General features: G+C 67.9%; 10 protein-coding genes. 8 read left to right on the top strand and 2 right to left on the bottom strand.

Annotated elements, in window-relative coordinates; translation table 11 throughout:
* Positions 1 to 154: 154 nt before the first annotated feature.
* From AB0H43_RS23615 to AB0H43_RS23605, 3 genes are all read left to right on the top strand, one after another.
* Positions 155 to 4,120, top strand: a complete 3,966-nt coding sequence (locus AB0H43_RS23615) for a hypothetical protein (RefSeq protein ID WP_360002378.1) — start codon at positions 155 to 157, stop codon at positions 4,118 to 4,120.
* Positions 4,117 to 7,602: a hypothetical protein gene (locus tag AB0H43_RS23610; RefSeq protein WP_360002376.1), complete on the top strand. Its 3,486-nt coding sequence runs from the start codon at positions 4,117 to 4,119 to the stop codon at positions 7,600 to 7,602. Before AB0H43_RS23615 ends, AB0H43_RS23610 begins: the two co-directional genes overlap by 4 nt.
* A 147-nt stretch (positions 7,603 to 7,749) precedes the next feature.
* Positions 7,750 to 8,778, top strand: a complete 1,029-nt coding sequence (locus AB0H43_RS23605; RefSeq protein WP_360002375.1) for a hypothetical protein — start codon at positions 7,750 to 7,752, stop codon at positions 8,776 to 8,778.
* A 101-nt stretch (positions 8,779 to 8,879) separates the two neighbouring features.
* Here the strand turns inward: AB0H43_RS23605 and AB0H43_RS23600 are convergent, their stop codons facing one another.
* Entirely contained in the window at positions 8,880 to 9,236 is a 357-nt protein-coding gene (locus AB0H43_RS23600; protein ID WP_360002373.1) for a MerR family transcriptional regulator, read from the bottom strand.
* A 907-nt stretch (positions 9,237 to 10,143) separates the two neighbouring features.
* Between AB0H43_RS23600 and AB0H43_RS23595 the strand changes: the two genes are divergently transcribed.
* The 3 genes from AB0H43_RS23595 (at position 10,144) to AB0H43_RS23585 (ending at position 13,811) form a co-directional block, all read left to right on the top strand.
* Entirely contained in the window at positions 10,144 to 11,580 is a 1,437-nt protein-coding gene (locus tag AB0H43_RS23595) for an RICIN domain-containing protein (RefSeq protein WP_360002370.1), read from the top strand.
* A 199-nt stretch (positions 11,581 to 11,779) separates the two neighbouring features.
* Positions 11,780 to 12,439, top strand: a complete 660-nt coding sequence (locus tag AB0H43_RS23590; protein WP_360002368.1) for a hypothetical protein — start codon at positions 11,780 to 11,782, stop codon at positions 12,437 to 12,439.
* Between the two features lie 286 nt (positions 12,440 to 12,725).
* On the top strand, positions 12,726 to 13,811 hold the full coding sequence (locus AB0H43_RS23585) for a hypothetical protein (protein WP_360002366.1): 1,086 nt from the start codon (positions 12,726 to 12,728) through the stop codon (positions 13,809 to 13,811).
* 73 nt (positions 13,812 to 13,884) lie between these two features.
* Here AB0H43_RS23585 and AB0H43_RS23580 read toward each other — a convergent pair whose 3' ends face one another.
* Positions 13,885 to 14,853 carry a YafY family protein gene (locus tag AB0H43_RS23580; RefSeq protein ID WP_360002364.1) on the bottom strand — a complete coding sequence of 323 codons (969 nt, stop codon included), beginning with the start codon at positions 14,851 to 14,853 and terminating at the stop codon, positions 13,885 to 13,887.
* A 97-nt stretch (positions 14,854 to 14,950) separates the two neighbouring features.
* Between AB0H43_RS23580 and AB0H43_RS23575 the strand changes: the two genes are divergently transcribed.
* Together AB0H43_RS23575 and AB0H43_RS23570 are read left to right on the top strand one after the other, a co-directional pair.
* A complete protein-coding gene (locus AB0H43_RS23575; protein ID WP_360002362.1) occupies positions 14,951 to 15,370 on the top strand; it encodes a VOC family protein in 420 nt (139 codons plus the stop codon).
* 662 nt (positions 15,371 to 16,032) lie between these two features.
* Complete coding sequence (locus tag AB0H43_RS23570; RefSeq protein WP_360002360.1) at positions 16,033 to 20,325, top strand: S8 family serine peptidase; 4,293 nt, start codon at positions 16,033 to 16,035, stop codon at positions 20,323 to 20,325.
* The last annotated feature ends 15 nt before the right edge of the window (positions 20,326 to 20,340 follow it).

Below are 20,340 nucleotides of genomic sequence, written 5' to 3'. Positions count from 1 at the left end.
ACCTCCAGGATACCGTTTCGCCCTTCTTGACCTGCGAAAATACCGGCTTTGCCGACTCGCGCGGGATCTTGTGGGCCAGACTGGAGGGACAGCCATCACTGAGGAGACAGCCGACACCACCGGCCGCGTCAAGCGGCTGAGCGAGGGAGTGGTGATGGACGGTTACCGCCCGGGTCGCGTCGCGACAGAGGGCCTCGGCGGGCGGATCGACCAATTCGTCCGCGGGCCCGAAGACCAGCTGGTGCACTGGTGGGCCATCGACTTCGGTGCGTCCGGCGTGGAGAACCTGGGCGGACAGCTGCGCGGTGACCCCGTGACGGTGGGGCGTGCGGGCCGGTTCGACGTGTTCGCCCGCGGCTACGACAGCCGCCTGCTGCACTGGTGGTGGGACGGCGATCACGTCGCCGGCCCCGAGACCCGCCAGGGTTGGCGGGTGGCGTACGACCCGATGGCGGTCCAGGTGAGCGACACCGAGGCACACGTGTACGCCCAGGAGGCCAACAACGGCATCCGTCGCTTCCAGACAGTGGGAAGCGACTGGTCGGTCGACAGTCTGCCGTTCACGGCGTACGGATCGCCCCTCGGCCTGCCGTTCCGGGGCCAGGTCGCCCTGTTCACCCGCGATGAGCACGGTGAGCTGGCGGCGACCGGAGAGTTCCACTCCGGTGAGGGGTACAAGACCGACCGCCTCGGCGGGGGAGTCGCCGGTCGGCCGGCCGCCCAGCTCTGGAACCCCAACCGCATCGACGTCATGACGATCGACGACAACGGCGACATCAACCACTGGGGCTGGAAGGGCACCGAGAAGTACTGGGACAACCCCGAGCACGACAGCCCGCTGCACACCGGCCGCTGGTACGGCGACGGCCCGGTGATCACCGGGCCGTTCCGTGGCGATCTGGTCCTCGCCGGTGACGGCGTGCAGATGGACGTGTACGCCGTCACCCGCGATTTCCGGCTGCAGAACTGGCATTGGGACGGCACGAAGGGGTTCTCCCCCTGGAATGTGTGGGAACTCAAGGCCGACCTCGGGCCGGTGATCTCCTCGCCGTCGGCCACGCTCTCCGCAGACGGGCGGTTGGGCGTGCTGTACGCGTGGGCCGAAGGCGGCGTACTGCATCACTGGGACAGCTTCGGCAACCACATCGCCGACGTCCCGGAATGGCCCTCGGAAGGTGGCCTCACCGAACCGGTCGTGATCGACCTCGTCCCCGCCAGCCATCTGCTCCGCCGGGCCGACGACCTCGTGGTCCTGGGCGTGGACGTGAAACCGGGCCGGGTCGGGCTGACCTTCCCGCCCCAGCACATCGGCGAATCCGTCAACGACCGTGACACGCTCCAGGCGGATGTCAGCGAGGGCGGCGTACCGGTGTGGCGGTCGGGGCCGGCGGGGCCGAGCCGCCTGGTCTTCGACGTCGACCACGACGTTCCGCTGACGGCCCGGGATCTGCTCGCCGCCGCCACCGCCCTCGTCACCGACGACCCCGCCGACTCCTCGGCGATCGAACTGCCCTACCGGCTCGGCTCGCACCTGTCCGGCTCGGCGAGCGCCGCCCACCACACGGAGCCGTGGACCCGATCCGACGTCGTGGCGCTGTGGCGAACCCGGCTGCTCGGCGAGCTGGGACTGGTCGCGACCGGCTACGGCGAGGAGGACTGGATCGCCGTGCCGCTGGGGCAGACCATGCGCGGCCAGATCGTGGGCCAGAACGAACCGGCCGCCGTGGAGCGTCTCGAGCTGAGCGCCCTGGGCGGCACGCTGGTGGCGCAGGGCCGCTGGCCCGCCTTCGAATGGGATCACGCGGCGGTCCTCGGGCGCGACTGGCGCGTACGCACACTGCAGCGCGGCATCGTCTACCCGACCGGCCACCGAGCCGAGTACGTCGAACTCAGCCAGCGTGAGCCGGACCCGGACGGCCAGGATCCGATCGCCGTGATCCGCAAGAGCCGCATCCTGATCATCACCGAGCCCGTGCGGACCCAATCGGCCGACCCGCGGCTGGCCCGGCTGTTCCCGTTCCACAGCGTCGAGACGCTGGTGCCCCGGTTCGAGCACATCGACGATCCCGACGGGGTGGACACGGCGACGCTCGGACGCTGGGCGACCACGATCCGCGACCGCCGCCCGCCGGAGCAGTTGCAGGAACAGCTGCAGAATCTGCGTGACCTGCTCGCGTCCCTGCCACCGATGCCCGGCACCGGCGACATGAGCGCGCCGCCGTCGGCCGAGGATTACGCCGACCTCAGCGGCGGCGGCCAACTGGAGGCCGAGCAGGCGGCCTGGGCGGAGAGGTTCCTCTCGCTGATCGAGCAGATCGACGTCCTCAGCGACCAGATCGAGGCCGTCATGCTGACCCAGAGCGTGCCGAAGCCGTGGTACTTCGTGCCGCAGGTGGACGGACAGCCGATCCGGCTCCCGGTACGCTGCCACGGCCGTCTCGGCCCGGTGCAGATCGCGGTGCCGGTCGTCTTCGTCGCCGACGAGCAACTGCCCGAGACGTTCACGATGACCGCGTACGACTCGCTCGGGGTCGCCGGGGTCGACGAGAAACTGGCCGAGGCGTACGCGGCGGCCGGCGGCGGACCCACCGACGTGCCAGGGGTCCCCGTCGACCTGCTGCACAGCACGCCGACGCCGAACGGCGTACCCGCGAACTCGTCATCGATCGACATTCAGCTGACCCGCCGGTTGAACATCACCGGCGTACGCGACGGCCGGGCGTATCGCGTCCGGCTCGGCACCGACGACCCGGCCGACTGGGCCGCCGAGGTGGACCTGGTCGAGACACGCACGCTGCTGCCCAACACACCCGCCGCGCATACCGCCAAACTCGCGTACGCGTCGGAGTTCGAGACCAATGGGGACGCCGCAGCGATCCCGCTCCGGATCCCGGGCGCGCCGATCACGCTGGACTTCCGCAGCGCGGCCGACCGCTCGGGCGGCCTGACGACGCCGGTGATCGACGCGACCGGTCTGTCTCGTGAGCACGGCCTGGGCAACGCCGCCGGGCTGGCCACGCTGAACCCGGCCGATCTCGTGACCGCCGACGCGACGCTGCTGGGCATCAACCTGCGCTCCCTGCTCGGTGACGTCGCCCCCAAGGCGCCGGCCATCACCTCCGACCTGTCGCCGGACGGGGTCACCACCGTCACGCTGGACTGGTCCGATCTGCCGTTGACTCCGGGGGACCTGTTGCAGGCCAACGGTTCCCCGACGGTCGACCTGCACGTCGAATCGGGCGTCGTGACCACGTCGACCTGCACCGTCAAGGCGTTCGCCTTGGCATTGCCGCCCGGCGACCCGCTGCTGAAGCTGGCCTTCGACCAGGTCGCGTTCACCCAGGAGGCGGGCCGGCCGCCCGACGTGAAGATCGACGGGCTCAAGGCCGAGTTCCTCGGCGCGCTGGATCTGCTGAAGGGCCTGCAGGACAAGATCGGCATCGGCGATTCCCTTCCCGAGGTACGCCCGGTCGGAAACGCGATCCAGGCCCGGTACTGCCTGCCAGTGCCGGACGTGTCGACCGGCGCGTTCGTCATCCGCAACGCCTCGTTCAGCATCGTGCTGACAGTGCCGCTGCAAGGCGAGCCGCCGTCGGTGCAGCTGGGCTTCGCCAGCCGGGAGAAACCGTTCAGCCTCAGTGTGTTGATGTTCGGCGGCGGCGGGTACGCCGACATCGAGTTCCGCGGCGGGACGCTGAGCCGCCTGGAGATCGCGCTGGAGTTCGGCGCGGCCGTCGCGGTCGACTTCTTCATCGCCAAGGGCGAAGCGCACGTGCTCGGCGGCATTCGCTACGAGATGATCGGCACCGACGTACGCCTGACCGGCTTCCTGCGCATCGGCGGTTCCCTGGAGGTCCTCGGGCTGGTCTCGGTCTCCGTCGAACTCCTGCTCGAACTCGGCTACCAGTCGGCCGGAAACCGCCTGGTCGGCCGGGCCACCCTCGTCCTGGAACTCGATCTGACCCTGTGGTCGGACACCGTCGAACTCGACAGCGGCGAGTGGGTCATCAGCGGCGACGAGAACGTCGTGCCGCACCGGATGGCCGCGCCCACGGTGCGTCCCGGCGCCTCCGCCCGGGACCTCGAAGCCACGCGAGCGTACCGGGAGGCGTACCGATGAACGCGCGCACCGAGCTGCAGATCGTCGCCGTTCCCGGCGGCACCACCAAACACGGCGTCGTCCTCCGCGGACTCGTCGTGCCCCGGCTGAGCGGGCTGGACGAAACCGCCACCGCCGCCGCGTACGGACTGGCAGACTGGCCGGACCTGCTCAGCCACAGCACCATCACGGTCCACGTAGCACAGTCGCCGGAGATGCCCACGACGACGGTCCCCGTCACGCTTCGCCCGGTCGCCAGCTCACCGGTGTGGCAGGCCATGCTGGGCGGAATCCACGTCAAACCCTTCACCCCGCCCAAGGAATATCCCGACCCCCACGTGCTGCCCAGCGCCGCGCACGTCAGCACCGTCGAAACCATCTACGCGACCGCCGGGCGGCACGCCGGCGACCCGGCCGTCATCGACACCCAGCTCAAGACGGTGCCCGACTCGACATTGCCGCCCGCCGAGCTGCCCGCCACCGCCGACACCGGCCAACCCGACCCCGACTTCCACAAGCTCGTCACGCTCTTCCGCGAGCACCCGGCCGTGCTGCGCGCGCTCGGCCTCATCCTGGAATTCGACGTCACGGACCCCGGGGCGCTCACCGCGTCGAGCCCCGGCGTCATCCGTATCGAACTCACCCTGCCCGCGGCCGCCGCCGGCTTCGTCCTGGCCACGCCGTGGACACACTATGAGTACGCGAACAAGCGGTTCCTGCCGAAACCGGCAGCAGGCTCCAGCATCCGAAATGGACTGCTCGACCTCGAGGGCCCGCAATGGAGGGTGGCCACATTCGACGTCACGACCACGATGGATCGTCTGCGGCTGGCCAAGTCCACAAGCGAACGGAACGCCCTTCCGGCCGTCCGCTCGACCGGACTGTCGTTGCTGCACGGTGGACGCGAACGGCAGTTGCGCGCTCGCAACCGCGCCGCCACCGCGAACACCGCACGCCGCTCGACCGACCTGGAGCTGTGGGCCGACGACCTCGTCCTCGGCTATCGCGTCGATGTGCGTACCACCGCATCGGCCTGGATGTCGGTGTGCCGGCGGAAGGCCACCTACGGCACGCCCGGCGGTCTGGCGATCGGGCCCGCGGGCGCCGAGGAGGAAGGCCACGTCAAGGCGCACGGCGCCGCCTTTCGCGGGGCGGGGCGGACCGGGCAGCCGACCGACGGCCTGGTCGCCGACGAGACCGTGGTCCGCTGGGACGGCTGGAGCATGGTCACCCCACGGGTGGTCCAGCCTTCCAGCACCGAGCGTGCGCCCGCACGCGCCTGGCTGACCTGGCAATTCTCGCCGCTGCAGGTGCCGCGCCTACGCTTCGGCGAAAGCTATCTGGTCCGCCTGCGGGTCACCGATCTCGCCGGAGGCGGGCTGGAGCCCGACGACCCCGCGCAGAGCGAGGGGGCCTCACCGGCGACGTTCTACGGCCGTCACGATCCGCTGCTGCCGCCCGAGCTGGCCATGCCACCGAACCTCGCCGAGCATCCCGAGTTGCTCGGCCCGGGCGGGCTGCTCGACGTGCTCGTCATCCGCAGCGACCCCTGGCCGCCCCCGGACACCGCGCCGGTCGGGGCGCTCGACGCCGACCAGTACGCAGTCGAGCACGACTATCCGGTCAACAACATCCGCATGCTCCTGCCGCCGGTGGCCGCCTTCGCCCTGTGCGATCAGCTCGACGCCCTGCCCGACACCTTGCCCGACGACGCCTTCGCCGACCTGCTCGCCCGGGCCACCACCCCACCGGCCTACAGCGACGACGGCGAATACAGCTGGCTGCCCGACCCGTCGGCCGAAGGGGTGAGCCTGACCGCGCGACCGGGGCCTCCGCTCGGCACCCCGGTCGTCCCGCCCACGGTTCCGGAAGGCTGGGCGGTGACCGGTGGGCAATGGCCCGACTACGCCGCCAAGCACATTCACCTGACGACACCTTCGGGCGGCTCGACGAAGGTCGTCGAATGGCTTGACGACCGCAACGCCGTCGTCCGGCTCAACCCGGCCGAGACGCTGACGGTCGCCGTCAGCAGCAGTGTCGCCGACATCAACCCGTTCGCCATGACCAACTGGCTGCAGAACGGGGTCGGGCAAACCTCGCCGACCGACGGCCAAGACGTCCTGGACCACCTCATGGAACTCGTCCGGTTCGGCCGGCACCCACTGGTCAGCCCGCCGCACGAGCTGCGCTTCGTCCACGCCGTCCAGCACCCCCGGTACGCCCCCAAGGGCGCGGTGACGGCACATCGCGGGCTCGGCCAGACCTACGCGCGGATCGCCGACGCCCAGCCCGGCGAGAACCCGTGGCTCGGCCTCGACGCCGCCAGCACCGGTCAACTCGACGTGTACGCCGAGTGGCCCGAATACGACCCGATGGGCGGAGAGAACCCGGCGAAGACGCTGCAGCAGCACGTCGGCTCGTTCACTGTGGACCCGTCTGCGACAGCGCTGCCCGATCTGCGGCACGAGTTCGGCGACACCCGCCACCGCGTCGTCTCCTACCGGCTGGTCGCCGCCAGCCGCTTTCGGCAGTACTTCGCCGGGCTGACCGACGCCGACCTCAGCAAAGAGGCCACCGTCTCGGTGTCCGTGCCCAATACGGCGACCCCCGAACGACCGGCCGTCCTAGCGGTCGCCCCGGCGTTCGCCTGGCGGACCGACGTCGGCGCCCGCCTGACCCGCGTACGCAAAGCGCTGCTGCGCGTCGAACTCGACCGGCCCTGGAACCTCACCGGTCAAGACGAACGGCTCGGCGTGGTCATCCAGCCGGACGGCGCCCCGCAGCCGCGTACGCTGGTGACCCGCGTCCGCCGCGACCCGATCTGGGCCACCCCGCTGCCCACCGCCGATCCGACGGAGTCGATGTTCCCCCGAAAGCTGCAAGTCTTGTCGGTCACATCGGCCGGCAGCCCCACACCGCTGAAGGTGCTGGCGCACGAAGTGCACTTCGACGACCGATCCCGCCGCTGGTACGCCGACATCGACATCGTCCAGCCACCAGCCGAGTCGTACAACCCGTTCGTCGAACTGGCACTCGTCCGCCTCCAGCCCGCCAGCCTCGGCGGCTGTGAAGCGTCGGCCGTCATCCGAGCCGAAGCGGCGCAACTGCTGCCCCTGCGTACGCTCACCTGCTGGCAAGACGCGGCCGGACTGCACGCCCGCCTCGACGGCACCGGGCCGATCGGCGCCCACACGAACCTCGTCCAGGCCACCCTCGAAATCCTGCCCGGCAACCTCGACCCGGCCATCGTGGAAGTCACCACACTGGGCGACGGGACCGACGGCGTACCGGCATGGCGCCGCTCGACCTCAGTGAACGGGCCGCTCGGCACCGATCTGCCGCCGATCACGCTCACCAGCGACCCGGCCGACCACTGCCGGCTGGTGATCCAAGAAATCGAGACGTTCGCGGAATCGCCGACGGCGCCGAATCCAGAGCTTGGGCACCGCACTGTCTTCCTCGATATCGTGCGGTTGACCGACATCCCCGGCGGAGCCGGGTGACGGGGCCGCGGTAGCGCCGGTGTCGGTGTATCCGCCCCCAAACCGTTCCAGGATCAGACGACTGCACGCTCAGGGATGCGTGTATCGCAAGCGGCCGAGGGCCGAAAACGACTCCCTGCGGAAGTCACGGTGAGATAGCCTTCGCCGGTGTCCGGCCCGTCCTTCCTGGCTTCGCCCGCTTCGGCGCTGCCGCCTCCGATCGGCAGCGCCGCATGGGATCGTGAGCTTCTGGCCCTCGGGATCGACCGGGCGACCGTGGATCGGGAGCTCGACGAGGTCCTGGCAGACTTCAGGGACAACGATGCGGCCGAACCTGATGGGCACGACGTCTACCTCAACGACGCATCACCGGAAACGGCGGCCGTCCTGGTTCTGTTCCACCAAGACAATCCTTCGTACTCCTCGCTGATGTACCTGCAATTCGTCTGGAACGGCACCGGCCAGATCCTGCGGGACTGGATCGTGCGCCAGTTCGCCGCGATGCTCGTCCACGGTCCTGATCCAGTCGCCGACTCGGCTCGGCTTGCGCTCAACGTCGACTATTTCGAAGATCGCCGCCTCGTCGACGAGGTGTTCGCCGGTCTGCTGGCACAGGTTCCCCTCTCGAAGTCGCACTGGCTGCTGCGTGCGGCGGGCACGGTACCGTGGCCGGTGAAGCGTTCGCTGTTCCTCGCGGCGGCGGACGTCCCTACGCTGCACGCGTCGTTGGCGTACGGGATCGGTGCCTCCTTCTACGGCCTGTATGGCGACGTGGACGCCCCCGAGGCAGCCGAACTGGTCAACCGCATCGTCATCGAAGACGACGAGATCAGGTCGACGCTCGTGGAAGCTACGACGAGGCCGATGCTCATGCGTACCGGTTCGGCGATCGTCGTGACCGATGGGCGATGGGCGTACCCGGAGTCGTTTCTGCTCGAGATGACAGTTGCCCATGGCAACAGCATGCGCTGGCTGGCGAGGCCTGAGCTGGTCATCGATGGGCAACTAAGGGGACGTCTTCTGCATTGGTCGTATCCGTACGCACGCGATTTCGAACACGAACTGCAACGCGGCCCTGCACTGGAGGAGGCCCTCTGGAACCGGATCGAGGCCGATCCAGCCGATGCGGCGGCATGGACCGGCCGGGAGGTCGAAGTGTGGCCCCAGAAGCTGCGGGAATACCTGGCTGGAAGATGACCTCGTCGCGGCGGCCAAGGCGAAGTCGTCAATCCCACGCCGGTGGATCTTGGTGCCCGCCCTGGACTCGACTGTGACCGCGGGCCGGTGTCGTGAGCTGATCAGCGCGCTGCTCCGCCACTCGATGAGTCGCGGACCCCCGCCGCCCCGCTCTCGTAGCGCCTGTTCAGTTCCAGGGCCTCGGCGAGTTGGTCTTCCAGAATCACGATGCGGCATGCCGCTTCCACCCCGGTGCCTTGATCGGCGATGTCGCGTACGCGGGCGGCCAACCGTAGCTGATAGCGGCTGTAGCGGCGATGGCCGCCTTCGGATCGAGCGGGGGCGAACAGCTTCGCCGCCTCGACGGAGCGCAAGAACGCGGCTGTGGCGCCGATCATCTCGGCGGCGCGCCCCATGGTGTAGGCCGGGTAATGCTCGTCGTCGAACCGGTCCGGCGACGCAGTGCCGTCAACTGTCATATACGTCCTGTCTGTGATACACGGTATGGGTCCCGGTGCCATATGGCGGCACCGGGACCCGGGGAGTATTACGGGTTCCAACCATCACCGGCCGTTAAGTTGCACCGGTTTTCGTCTGTCCCACCGGCATGCCATGAGACGGCATCGCGGGACTTTGGCGTGGATATCGACCGAGGACCACCTTCCGTTCCTTGGGGTCTACGGCTCCCACCGGCGCTGAGCGCGACCAGGTGGGCGATCCGATGGTGCCGCTCTTCTCCCTTCTTCCCTTCTGGCCATCACGTGCCGATGACTCGGCAGTTCCGGGCCATCACCCGGCCAGCCGCCCTGCAGCCCCGTTCACTTGCCTGGCCGCAAGGCCCGCCTGGAGCGGGTCCTTCTTCGGTGGTGTCTTTCGGTGCGCCAGTTCAGCTGTCGCACTCAATCAACCTTCGCAACATCTGATACCTTACCGACGCTCACGCCGAATGTCTACAACCGCGCCTAGAGAATTTCTGAGAGTGCGGAGTGAGGCATCCTGAGGAAGCTTCACCCGGTCCAGAACGGCTGGGCCGGGTGGACGACGGGAGCGCTGCAGCGCGCCGGGGACCCATGTCGGCGGGCCCTTCACGGCGGCTACTTCACATCGCGGGAAGTTCTCGCTCAGCGTGGAGACACGGTCAGCTCGACACGGCCGCAGCAGCATCGCGCGATGTCGATGCCCAGCTAGTCCCTTGCGGGCCACCTGGGTGACCGTTCGCCGGAATCCAATGATGTTTACAAGTGGGTGAATGTGTTGCACCCTGTTTAAGTTGGAAATGTAAATTTAAGGATGGGAAGTCCGATGGCAACAGACGTCTCCTCTGGCGGCTCCGTCTCCGCGTGGCCGCGGCGTACTCGGCTGGTACGCCGGTTATTCGTAAGCTTGGTGGCCGCAGTGCTTGTGGTGCTGGCCGGCCTCGTCGTGGTCTCGTCGCCGGCTAACGCGGCCACCCGCCAGTTCCGGGGCATGAACTGGGCGGTGCTGGGTGACAACTTCAGCACCACGTCGCTCGTCGTGCAGGGGCTGAGTCTGTCCGACAGCAACGCGACGGTGCGGGCCAAGGCCAACGCCCTCTACGACGACATGGCCGCCACCATGGGGATCAACACCGTCCGGCTGCCGATCAACACTCACACCGTGGCCAACACCAGCTGGTGGAACGCATACCGCGGCGCGATCGACGCCGCCACGGAGCGCGGGTTCAAGGTCATCCTCGCGTACTGGGAGGACGGTGCCGCCTCCGGAGGCAAGATCACGAACCTGGGCGCATGGAACTCGATGTGGTCCAGCGTGATCGGCACCTACGGGTCCAACAGCAACGTCTACTTCGAGCCGATGAACGAGCCGCACGGCTACTCCTCGGCGGACTGGCGCAACGTCGCGGCGAACTGGCTCAGCGCGCACCCCGACGCGACGCCCGGCCGGGTGCTCATCGGCGGCACCGGCTACAGCCAGGACCTGCGCGACATCTGCAACGACAGCCGATTCAACGCGACCCTGCTGTCGTTCCACTACTACGCCTTCTTCTACGGTGCGATGACCTACGAAGGATTCCGCAGCCACATCCAGTCACTTCTGGGCAACTGTGCCGCCCGCGCGGTCGCGACCGAGTTCGGCGCGCCCATGTCGACCGGCCTCAACTACGCCGACGCCAACAGCACCGACAACTTCGTGCGCTACATCCGGGCCATGGCCCAGGTCATGCGCGACAACCAGATGGGCGGCACCTACTGGCCGGCCCTCGGCGGCAAACCGGGCTCGATCGGCTACGACTGGTACTCGATGTACGCCCTGAGCGGCAGCGGCACCGACCTCAATCTGACCATCCGCAACACCTCCGGCGCCGACCGGATCCGCTACGCGTGGGGAGACACCGTCGGCGACCCGACGAGTCCGCCGCCGTCGACCTACTACCGGATTGATGTCCGTCACAGCGGCAAGACCATGAACGTCCAGTCGCCCAACACCGACAACGGTGCGCGCGTCAGCCAGTACGCCTACAGCGGCAATGCCTGGCAGCAATGGCAGTTCCAGGACGCGGGCAGCGGCTACTGGCGCATCGTCAGCCGCAACAGCGGAAAGTGTCTCGACGTCGTGAGCGCCTCCACGGCCGACGGTGCTGAACTGATCCAGTACACCTGCGGCACGGGCACGAACCAGCAGTTCCAGATGGTCGCCAACGGCAGCTACTTCCAGCTCCGGGCGCGGCACAGCGGCAAATGCGTCGACGTACCAGCCGCGTCGACCGCCGACGGCGTGATTCTCATTCAGTACACCTGCAACACCGGCACCAACCAACAATGGTCGCGTACAGCGGTCTAAAGGGAGTGAGTGCATCATCATCATTGCGGACGAGCCCGGGCGACCATCTACATCCTGAGGACGGAAATTGAGGCGAGCATGGACCTCTGTCTTCTGCCTGGCGGCGGCCATAGCGCTCGCCGCTCCGGCTGCAGGGGCCGGGGCTTGGCTGGGGTGGCGCGGCTGCCCCAGCCTTCCGTCAAACGAGTCTGCGACGAGAATGGCGCACGACGAGATCCTTCCGGGTGGTCGCATCGATGTCATCGAGCGGCGTGACGAGACGTTCTTTGAGCCCAACTCTGAAGCGGACGGCCTCCTCATGTCGGCGCTACTCGGTACGGACGACTTGGATTCCGGCTACGTCAGCGTGCAAGTTCATCATCCGCAGGCGCTAGCGCAAGTCCGTGATCTTGAAGTAGCTGCGTCACAGTTCCACTGGATGGCCGACCCCGGCAATCCTGCGACGATGCTGGGCCACAGCAACGGACGGACTGTGGCCGTGGAAGTCCTAGACCCCGAGAGGGTACTTGTCACGATCGAACGTGCAGAGCCGCAATCAGTGCTGCCGCTATCGTTGACGGGGTTCGCCCTTGGCGCGGTCGTAGGGATCATCCTCTGGCGCCGCCTGCGGCGTAGCCGTGCGTTCGTTGCTGGTGCCCTCTGCTTGCTGCCAAGCGCGGTTCTCGTGACGGGGCAGCTGGTCTACTCGTATCTCGGGCTACCCGATCAGGTCGTCACTCCACCCGCATTGTGGAGCCCGTATGTGGAGACGGGTACGCGGGCGCTGTCATTGATCGGCGGGACCCTGCTGATCATGTCACTTATCGGGTCGGTACGTCGATCAATCGGTCGGCAGCGGTCAGCTGACGAGACGGCATAGCGGCGTAGCAGGACAGATGGCGCCGAGGTTCGGCATGTGCCCCAGCGCGGCGCAAATCGGGCGGCCAGGTCTTCCACCTCGGCACGGTTGAGGAATAGGGCCACGGGCGTCAGCGGGGTCGGACAATGAACGGCCGGTCATCTCACAGAACCTGATGTAGCCGTCGCACGTCTTCGGGGGCATGACAGGGCAACGTCTACTCCAAGGAACGGACCGGTGACGCCCGGCCAGTTGGCCCCGCCGGTGAACCAGAGCAGAGGAGCGGTGTTGGCGCGGGCGGGTCGGCATGGCGCCGAAGAGCATCGGGATGATCGCCAAGGGCCGGCGTATCCGAGCCGTGAAACGAGCCGTGGCTGGATTCGCGGCAGTCACCGTAGCCGAAGGCGTCGGGTTGTTCACGGCTTTGCAAACGGGGAGCGGACCGGACCAGACCGTGCCCCCGGTCGCCGGTGGCGCACCCAACCCCGTTCTCGTTGCCGCGATCTCGTCCACGACCACCGAGGCCCCGGTGCGGTTCGATCCGCTAAGCCGGACGCTGAACGTCGGCTGGATTCCGGCTGGTCTCGGCGGTCAGCACGCCGACATCACACCATGGCAGCAGACCTTCAGCGGCCATGACTCTGCCTACGTCAACGGCGGTCCGGACATCGGCCTCGTCGTGACCGTGCTGGCGAAGAAGCGGCCCATTTCCGACTTCTACGATGGGGCGCTCGGCCTGCCGCCCGCCGCCGTGGCCAAGCCCACCGAGCCGGTCAACGGCGGCGCTGCTGAGTGTCTCACCGACCCGCAGGTACTCGGCTCCTGCTCGGCGATCCGATGGCAATACGCACCGGATGCCTGGGCTCGGGTGTCCTATGCGGGCAGTGCCGGTGCCACCCCGGCGCAAGCGGCGGCTGTCGCCCGCCGAGTCGCGGAGTCGGTGACGCTGACGAAGGACCAGGCGGTGCGTATGCCGTTCACGCTCACGGGCAAGCTGGCAGGCATGACGGTGACCCGTACGAGCACCCAGATCTACAGCACACCTGGATTCCATGGCGAAGCATGGTCCGCCAGTGTTCAACTTGTGCCGACTGGGACGGTGGTCAAGCCGGGGGAGAACCTAGACCCCATCAGCCTCTCCGTGGATGTCATGTTCGTCCCCGGCGACCCGTCGGGCCGGATCAAGGATCGCGACGGGGAGCCCAACACAACCGTCAACGGACACCCGGCGTGGCGGTCGGCGGACGGAGCGGCCGTCATCGTCTTTGGCGCCAGCGATACGCGTTCCGCAGTGTGGTACCCCGACGATCATGGCGACGCGACGGCGGCGTACGCCGATGTCGCTCTGCTGGCCCATCCCGCTGACCCTGCCGGCTGGCAGCCGCTGAAATAGCCACTGAACAGTGACCCCGTCGCGTCACCTCTGCCGGCGACGATGGGGTTGCCGGCTACTCACGTGCGGGCAGCTACCGGAGTTTGCGCCCCGAAGCCGACAGTCGATCGGCGAGGGCGACGACGCGGTCGCGGAGCTCCTGCGGGCGCTCGATGACGAACGGCAGGTCGAGCACGGCCAGCACCCCGGGCAGCCAGTCGAGACTCTCGGCTCGGATCTCCACCCGTTGCCAGCCCTCCTCCTCGTCGTCCCGGATCCCGGCGATGCTGGCCGGTAACCGCTTGCGGATCTGCTCCAGCGTCCCCTGAATGCGCAGTATCACCTCATGTCGGTACGGCACCCGTGCCATCGAGGTGAGAACACGCTCCACGGGATCGAGGCCGGCGGGCGGCTCGAATGAGCCAGGCACCGTCCGCGCGTCCGCGATGCGGTCGAGCCGGAAGGTCCGATCCTCACCGATCTCCGGATCCACCCCGGTGACGTACCACCGGCCCGAGTGATTGACCAGCCCGTACGGATGCAGGGTGCGAACGCTGCGCAGGCCGCGGTCCGCGGTGTATTGGATGGAGAGCGGGCTGTGGCGGCGGATCGCGTCGGCGATGGCGAGCAGGACGCCAGTCTGCGGCACGGGGACGTCGCCGGGGTCAGCCGTGAAGGCGAGGGACTGGAGTACGGCGTCCAGCCGATCCGCGACCCGGGAGGGCAGGACCCGACGGATCTTCGCGGCGGCCGTCTCGCTCGCCGTACCCGTCGCCGTTGCCAACCCGGCGCGCCGTCCGGCAACCAGGCCGAGCAGCACGGCCAGGGCCTCGTCGTCGCTCAGCATGAGGGGCGGCAGACGGTAGCCGGCGGCGAGCCGATATCCGCCGTAGCGGCCGCGCAACGATTCGACCGGCACGCCCAGGTCGATCAGATGGTCCACGTAGCGCCGCACAGTGCGCGGTTGGACATCGAGGCGGTCGGCGAGTTCGGCCATCGTGCGAATGCCGCCCGACTGCAGGAGTTCCAGCAGCGTGAGGACTTGGGCCGTCGGTCGCGCCATATCCGAAGCGTATCGAGGATACCGGACCGTTTCTGTCCAGTATCCGTTCTAGCGTGAATGTCGACCAGTACGAACCACCGATAAGGGAGCGCTCACCATGGACTTCGTCTCGACCCGCGTTATCACCGATGACATCAACCGCCTCGTCGGCTTTTACGAGAAGGTCATGGGTGTGTCTGCGGTCTGGGGCAGCGAGGATTTCGCCGAGCTGGGCACCGCGCACGGTACGTTGGCCATCGGCAGCGCCCGTACGGTCGCGCTGTTCGCGCCGGGTTCGGCCCGTCCGGCCGACAACCACACCGCGATCATCGAGTTCCTGGTGGACGACGTGGACGCGCTGTACGAGGACCTGAAGGAGGTCGTGGAGGACTTCGTGAACGTGCCCACGACGATGCCGTGGGGCAACCGGGCCCTGCTGTTCCGCGACCCCGACGGCAACATGGTCAACTTCTTCACCCCCGGTCACGCCCAACGCGATCCAAAAGTTCAGCCGATACCAAGTCGGCTGAGTCCGTGAGTTGGACCCCTTGATCGAGGCAGCAGCAACGGCAGCGGTGGAGCAGACCAGGCGGCTGAGCATTCGGCTGAGTTGATCCGACGGCGCTGACCCTGCCGCTTTCGAACATCGGATGTGCGGATGAGTGGGTGCCCGGCGTGTAAAGCGCATCGCCTTTGCCCCCCGATATCGAAGAAGCCACCTGAGGAAGATCCTCCAGGTGGCTTCTGAGCTGGGTGCGGCCAGGACCACCCGGTGAAGGTGGCGGGTGATCTGGGCGACAGTCCAATGTGCGGGCAACGGCAGGTTGTCGACCATGCCAACCGTGGCTCTCCATCGGGCGCCGAAGGAGAATAGCCATCCTGATGAGGTAGGTCTCCGCCCCGTTCGGCTGCATCGGCGGCAGTGCTTGGGCAGTCCATTGTGGGTCCGTCCTCCACCGGAGCTGTCCGCGTACCTCCACAAGGTCCGATCAACGAGCCCGATCTGTTCAACCGACGACGCCCAAGTCGTTGCCCCAACCTGTCTGAGCACTTTAGGTTGCATGATCAAGCGCGCCCCACGGAGCACACGCTGCTCCGCCACAGCAGCGAGACATGAGTATTGCGCCGCATAGTGAGGAGCTCACGGTGGCACCACCCCTATTTCGTCGGAACTTTCTTTCCTGGAAGGCGCCGGGCCGCGTGGTCGCGGCGCTGGCGGCGGGGACGCTGCTGCTCAGCACGTTGAGCGTGCCCGCAGCTGCGACCCCTGCCCGTACGCCGCAGCCAGGCGGGCGGCAGACACCCGGCACACCGGCGCCCGCCCGGTTGTCGCAGCCCGAGAGCGGGCTTTGGCTGTTGCGGCTGGACAAGCCGTCACTGGCGGCCGTCAGCAAGACCGGTGCGGCTTCCCGTAAAAAGATCAACACCCGGTCGACCGCCAGCGCCTCCTATCTCAAGGAATTGGCTCGGCAGCAGGACACAGTGGTGGATGAGATCGCGGCGAGCCTGGGCCGGTCCGTGCGGGTCGCCCACAGGTATCAGAACGTGGTCAATGGACTGGCGATCGAGGCCAGCGCGGAAGAGGCTGCTCGGTTGGCCGACCTGCCGGGGGTCGCGGCGGTCGTACCCGACCAGACTCTGAAGCTGACCACCGACACCAGCAATACGCAGATCCAGTCGCCGGCCGTCTGGGAGGGCCGGACTCCCGACGAGGTCGCTACCCGCGGTGAGGGCGTCATCGTCGGCGTACTCGACACCGGCATCAACCCCGACCACCCGTCGTTCGCCGCGGTAGACGGTGACGGCTACCGGCACACCAACCCCATGGGCACGGGCAACTACGTCGGCGTCTGCGCTCCGAACCACCCGAACTACCGGGCGATCTGCAACGACAAGCTGATCGGCGCCTGGTCGTTTGTGGGTACCGACCCTCGCGACGACAACGGCCACGGCAGCCATACCGCCTCGACCGCCGCCGGCAACAGGCACCAGGCCACCATCAAGGTTGGCACCGACTCGCACACCCTCACAGTCTCCGGGGTGGCGCCCCGAGCCAACATCATCGCCTACAAGGTCTGTCTGAGCATCGGCTGCCTCTCGTCGGCGTCGATCGCCGCCGTGGACCAGGCGATCGCCGACGGCGTCGACGTCCTCAACTATTCGATCTCCGGGTCGGACAACCCGTGGAACGACCTCGTCGACCAGGCATTCCTCGAGGCGTACGCGGCCGGCATCTTCATCGCCGCCTCCGCGGGCAACGAGGGACCGGGCGCGGAGACGGTGGCGAAGACCGCGCCGTGGAACGCCTCCGTAGCCTCGGTAGACCAAGAGCGGGTCATCGCCCATCGGCTCGATGTGACCGCGCCGGGACCGGTGCCGCCGTCGCTTACCGGCATTCCCGCTGTGATCGGCGACGGCTCACCGATCCCGCCCATCGAGGGTGAACTCCGGTATTCGGGCACCGCCGAGCCTGGCAACGAGTTGGGTTGTGAGACCTTCCCGGCCGGCGCATTCAGTGCCAAGGTCGCGCTGATCACCCGCGGAGGCTGCAACTTCTCCGTCAAAGTCGCCAACGCCGCCGCCGCCGGCGCGACCGGCGTGATCGTGCACAACCAGTTCGCCGGCCCGCCCATCACGATGGGCGAGCTGAAGGGCAGCAAGATCCCTGCGGTGATGGTCGCTCTGGCGGACGGGCTACGGCTTCGTGAGCACCTGACGACCATCAACGCTCCGGTCCAGGTGCACGTGGGCACCGGCAGTGAAGTGATACGCAATCCGACGTGGACCGACTTGGTTTCCGACTTCAGCTCCCGCGGACCCAGCCAGTTCGATCTGCTCGCCCCCACCTTCGCCGCCCCTGGTCGCAACATCCTTGCCGCCACGATGGCGACGGCCACCAACCCGGTCCAGTACGCCTTCATGCAGGGCACATCCATGGCCTCGCCCCACGTGGCCGGGGCAGGTGCGCTGCTGGCGGCCCTGCACCCGGACTGGTCGCCGACCCGGATCCGCTCCGCGCTGGCGGTCACCGCCGATCGGGACGGCGTACGGAAGGAGGACGGGGTCACCCCGGCCGACCCGTTCGACGTCGGCTCCGGCCGGATCAACCTGGACCAGGCCGCCCGGGCCGGACTGGTGCTGGATGAGACGGCCGCGAACTTCATCGCGGCCGACCCCGAGAGCGGTGGCGATCCCCAGACCCTGAATCTGCCGGCCGTCGTCGAGCACCACTGCCTCCAGGTCTGCACCTTCACCCGTACGGTGTCCAGCGTGGCCGGAGTGACCGCGACCTGGCAGGTGGCAGCCAAGGCGCCTACCGGGGTACGGATCAGCGTCACGCCGACGCAGTTCACTTTGGCGCCCGGAGCCAGCCAGACCCTGACCATCGCCCTGGACGTCACCGGCACCCCCCGGGACAAGTGGCTCTTCGGTTCGATCGAGTTGACGACCGATGCCCGGCACGGCGGGGACGGGCCGGCGGTCGCCGCAGCCCACTTCCCGGTCGCCGTGCTGCCCGCCGTTCCGGATCTGACCGTGGATCGGGCCGCGCTGAGCAGCAGCATGGATGTCGCGCAGAGCGAGAACCACACCGTCAAGGTGAGCAACGCCGGCGGCGCCCCGCTGACCTGGCGGGCCACGGGGGAGGGCGCCGGCTGCTCCTGGCCGTCCTGGGCGAAAGTAACCCCAGCACAGGGCGACCTGGCCCCGTTCACCGATCAGAGCGTCGAGATCACGCTCGATTCGACCGGCCTGGATGACGGTGGCGTGTTCCGGGCTGACCTCTGTCTGGCCAGCAATGACCAGGACGAGCCGAACACGAGGATCTCGCTGACGCTGACCGTCATACCGGTACCGCGGATCGCGGTGGCGCAGAAGTCGCTCTCCTCTCGGCAGCCGGCCGGGTTGGTCACCAAACAGAGCTTCACGGTCCGCAACACCGGCTACGGAGTGCTGGACTGGCGGGTCGACGACCCGGACGCGGGACCAGACGACGAGCGGGTCCGGCTCCTGCGTAACGGTTTGCTGCTGATTCCCAACTCGGGCAGCAGTACGCGCGGGGTGATGGCGTTCGACCCGCAGACGGGAAACCTCATCGACCCGCAGTTCATCCCGCACGTCTCGTTCGATCCGACCAGCACCTTGTACACGCCGTTCCATATCGTGGCCAAACCGGACGGCAGCGGGTTCCTCATGTCCGACCAGATAAACGGAGTGGTCACCGAGTACAGCCTGGACGGCACTTTCCGCCGTGTCTTCGCCCCGTCCGCCGGGGCGTACGACCCTAGGATCATGGCCAACACGCGGGGTATTGCACTGTCTCCGCGTGGCACCGTGCTGGTGACGGTCGCCGCGCAGGCAAACGCCCAGTCGGTGGTCGAATTCGATGCCGACGGCAAGTACCTGGGCACCTTCGTCGCCCCCGGCGCCGACGGTATGAAGGGTCCATGGGGCATCCTGTTCCGTGAGAACGACATGTTGATCTCAGCCAGCGACAGCGACGCCATCCACAGCTTCAGCAAGGACGGATCCCGAGCCAACCCCCGCTTCGTCAACGGGATCAGCTGGCCCGGCCAGATGGTGGAGCTGCCCAACGGCAACGTGCTCGCCGCGAACTACGGTAGCGGCGGCCCCGCAGGGGTATACGAGATGGACTCCACCGGAAAACTGATCGGCACCTACGCACCTGCGAAGGGCACCGGTTACCAGGGCGTCTACCAGCTCGGCAATGGCAACTTCCTGGTCACCAGCTCGCGGGGCGTCGAGGAGATCAACCGGGCCAACCAGCTGGTCTCGGTGAAGAACAACAAGGGGACGGCTCGGTTCATCACCCACGTCCAGCTGCCGGATCTGCAACCGTGCGTCACACCTGACGAGGTGCCGTGGCTGTCGGTGGACCGTGCCTCGGACGGCACCGGCGCTGGCAAGTCCAGCGAGGTGACAGTCTCCCTGGACAGCACCGGGCTGGCCGCAGGCATATACCGGGCGCAACTCTGCGTCAGCAACGATGACCCGAACAACGGGCTGGTGACGCTGCCGGTGACGCTTGAGGTCACGGATCAGACCTGCGCCCAGGTGATCAGCGGCGAGCACAGCGGCGCGCTGACGGTCAGCGCCGGGGTGACATGTCTGGCTCAGGGCGCCAAGGTGATCGGGCCGATGACGGTCGAGAAGGGCGCCGGGCTGTACGCGCTCGAGGCCAGCGTCGTCGGGCCGGTGACCGCAACGGGTGCCACGGTGGTGGAGTTGAGCCGTAGCCAAATTGAGGGCCCGCTTTCGATCACCGGCACCACCGGCCCGGTCCTGGTCAGCGGAGTACGGGTGGTCGGCCCGGTCAGCCTGATCGGCAACCGGACCGGCGACGATCCGAGCGTGGTCTCCGGCAACCAGATCGTCGGGATATTGCGATGCGTGGGCAACGAGCCGCCACCGGTGAACAGCGGGGTGGCGAATACCGTCAGCGGTCCACGGGTCGGCCAGTGCTCCACGTTGTGAGCCGACCGTCCCATC

The sequence above is a fragment of the Hamadaea sp. NPDC050747 genome (assembly GCF_040654195.1).
In the GTDB taxonomy this organism is placed as follows: domain Bacteria; phylum Actinomycetota; class Actinomycetes; order Mycobacteriales; family Micromonosporaceae; genus Hamadaea.
Note: the sequence above shows the minus strand (reverse complement) of the source record. Positions and strands in the feature narration are given on the sequence as shown.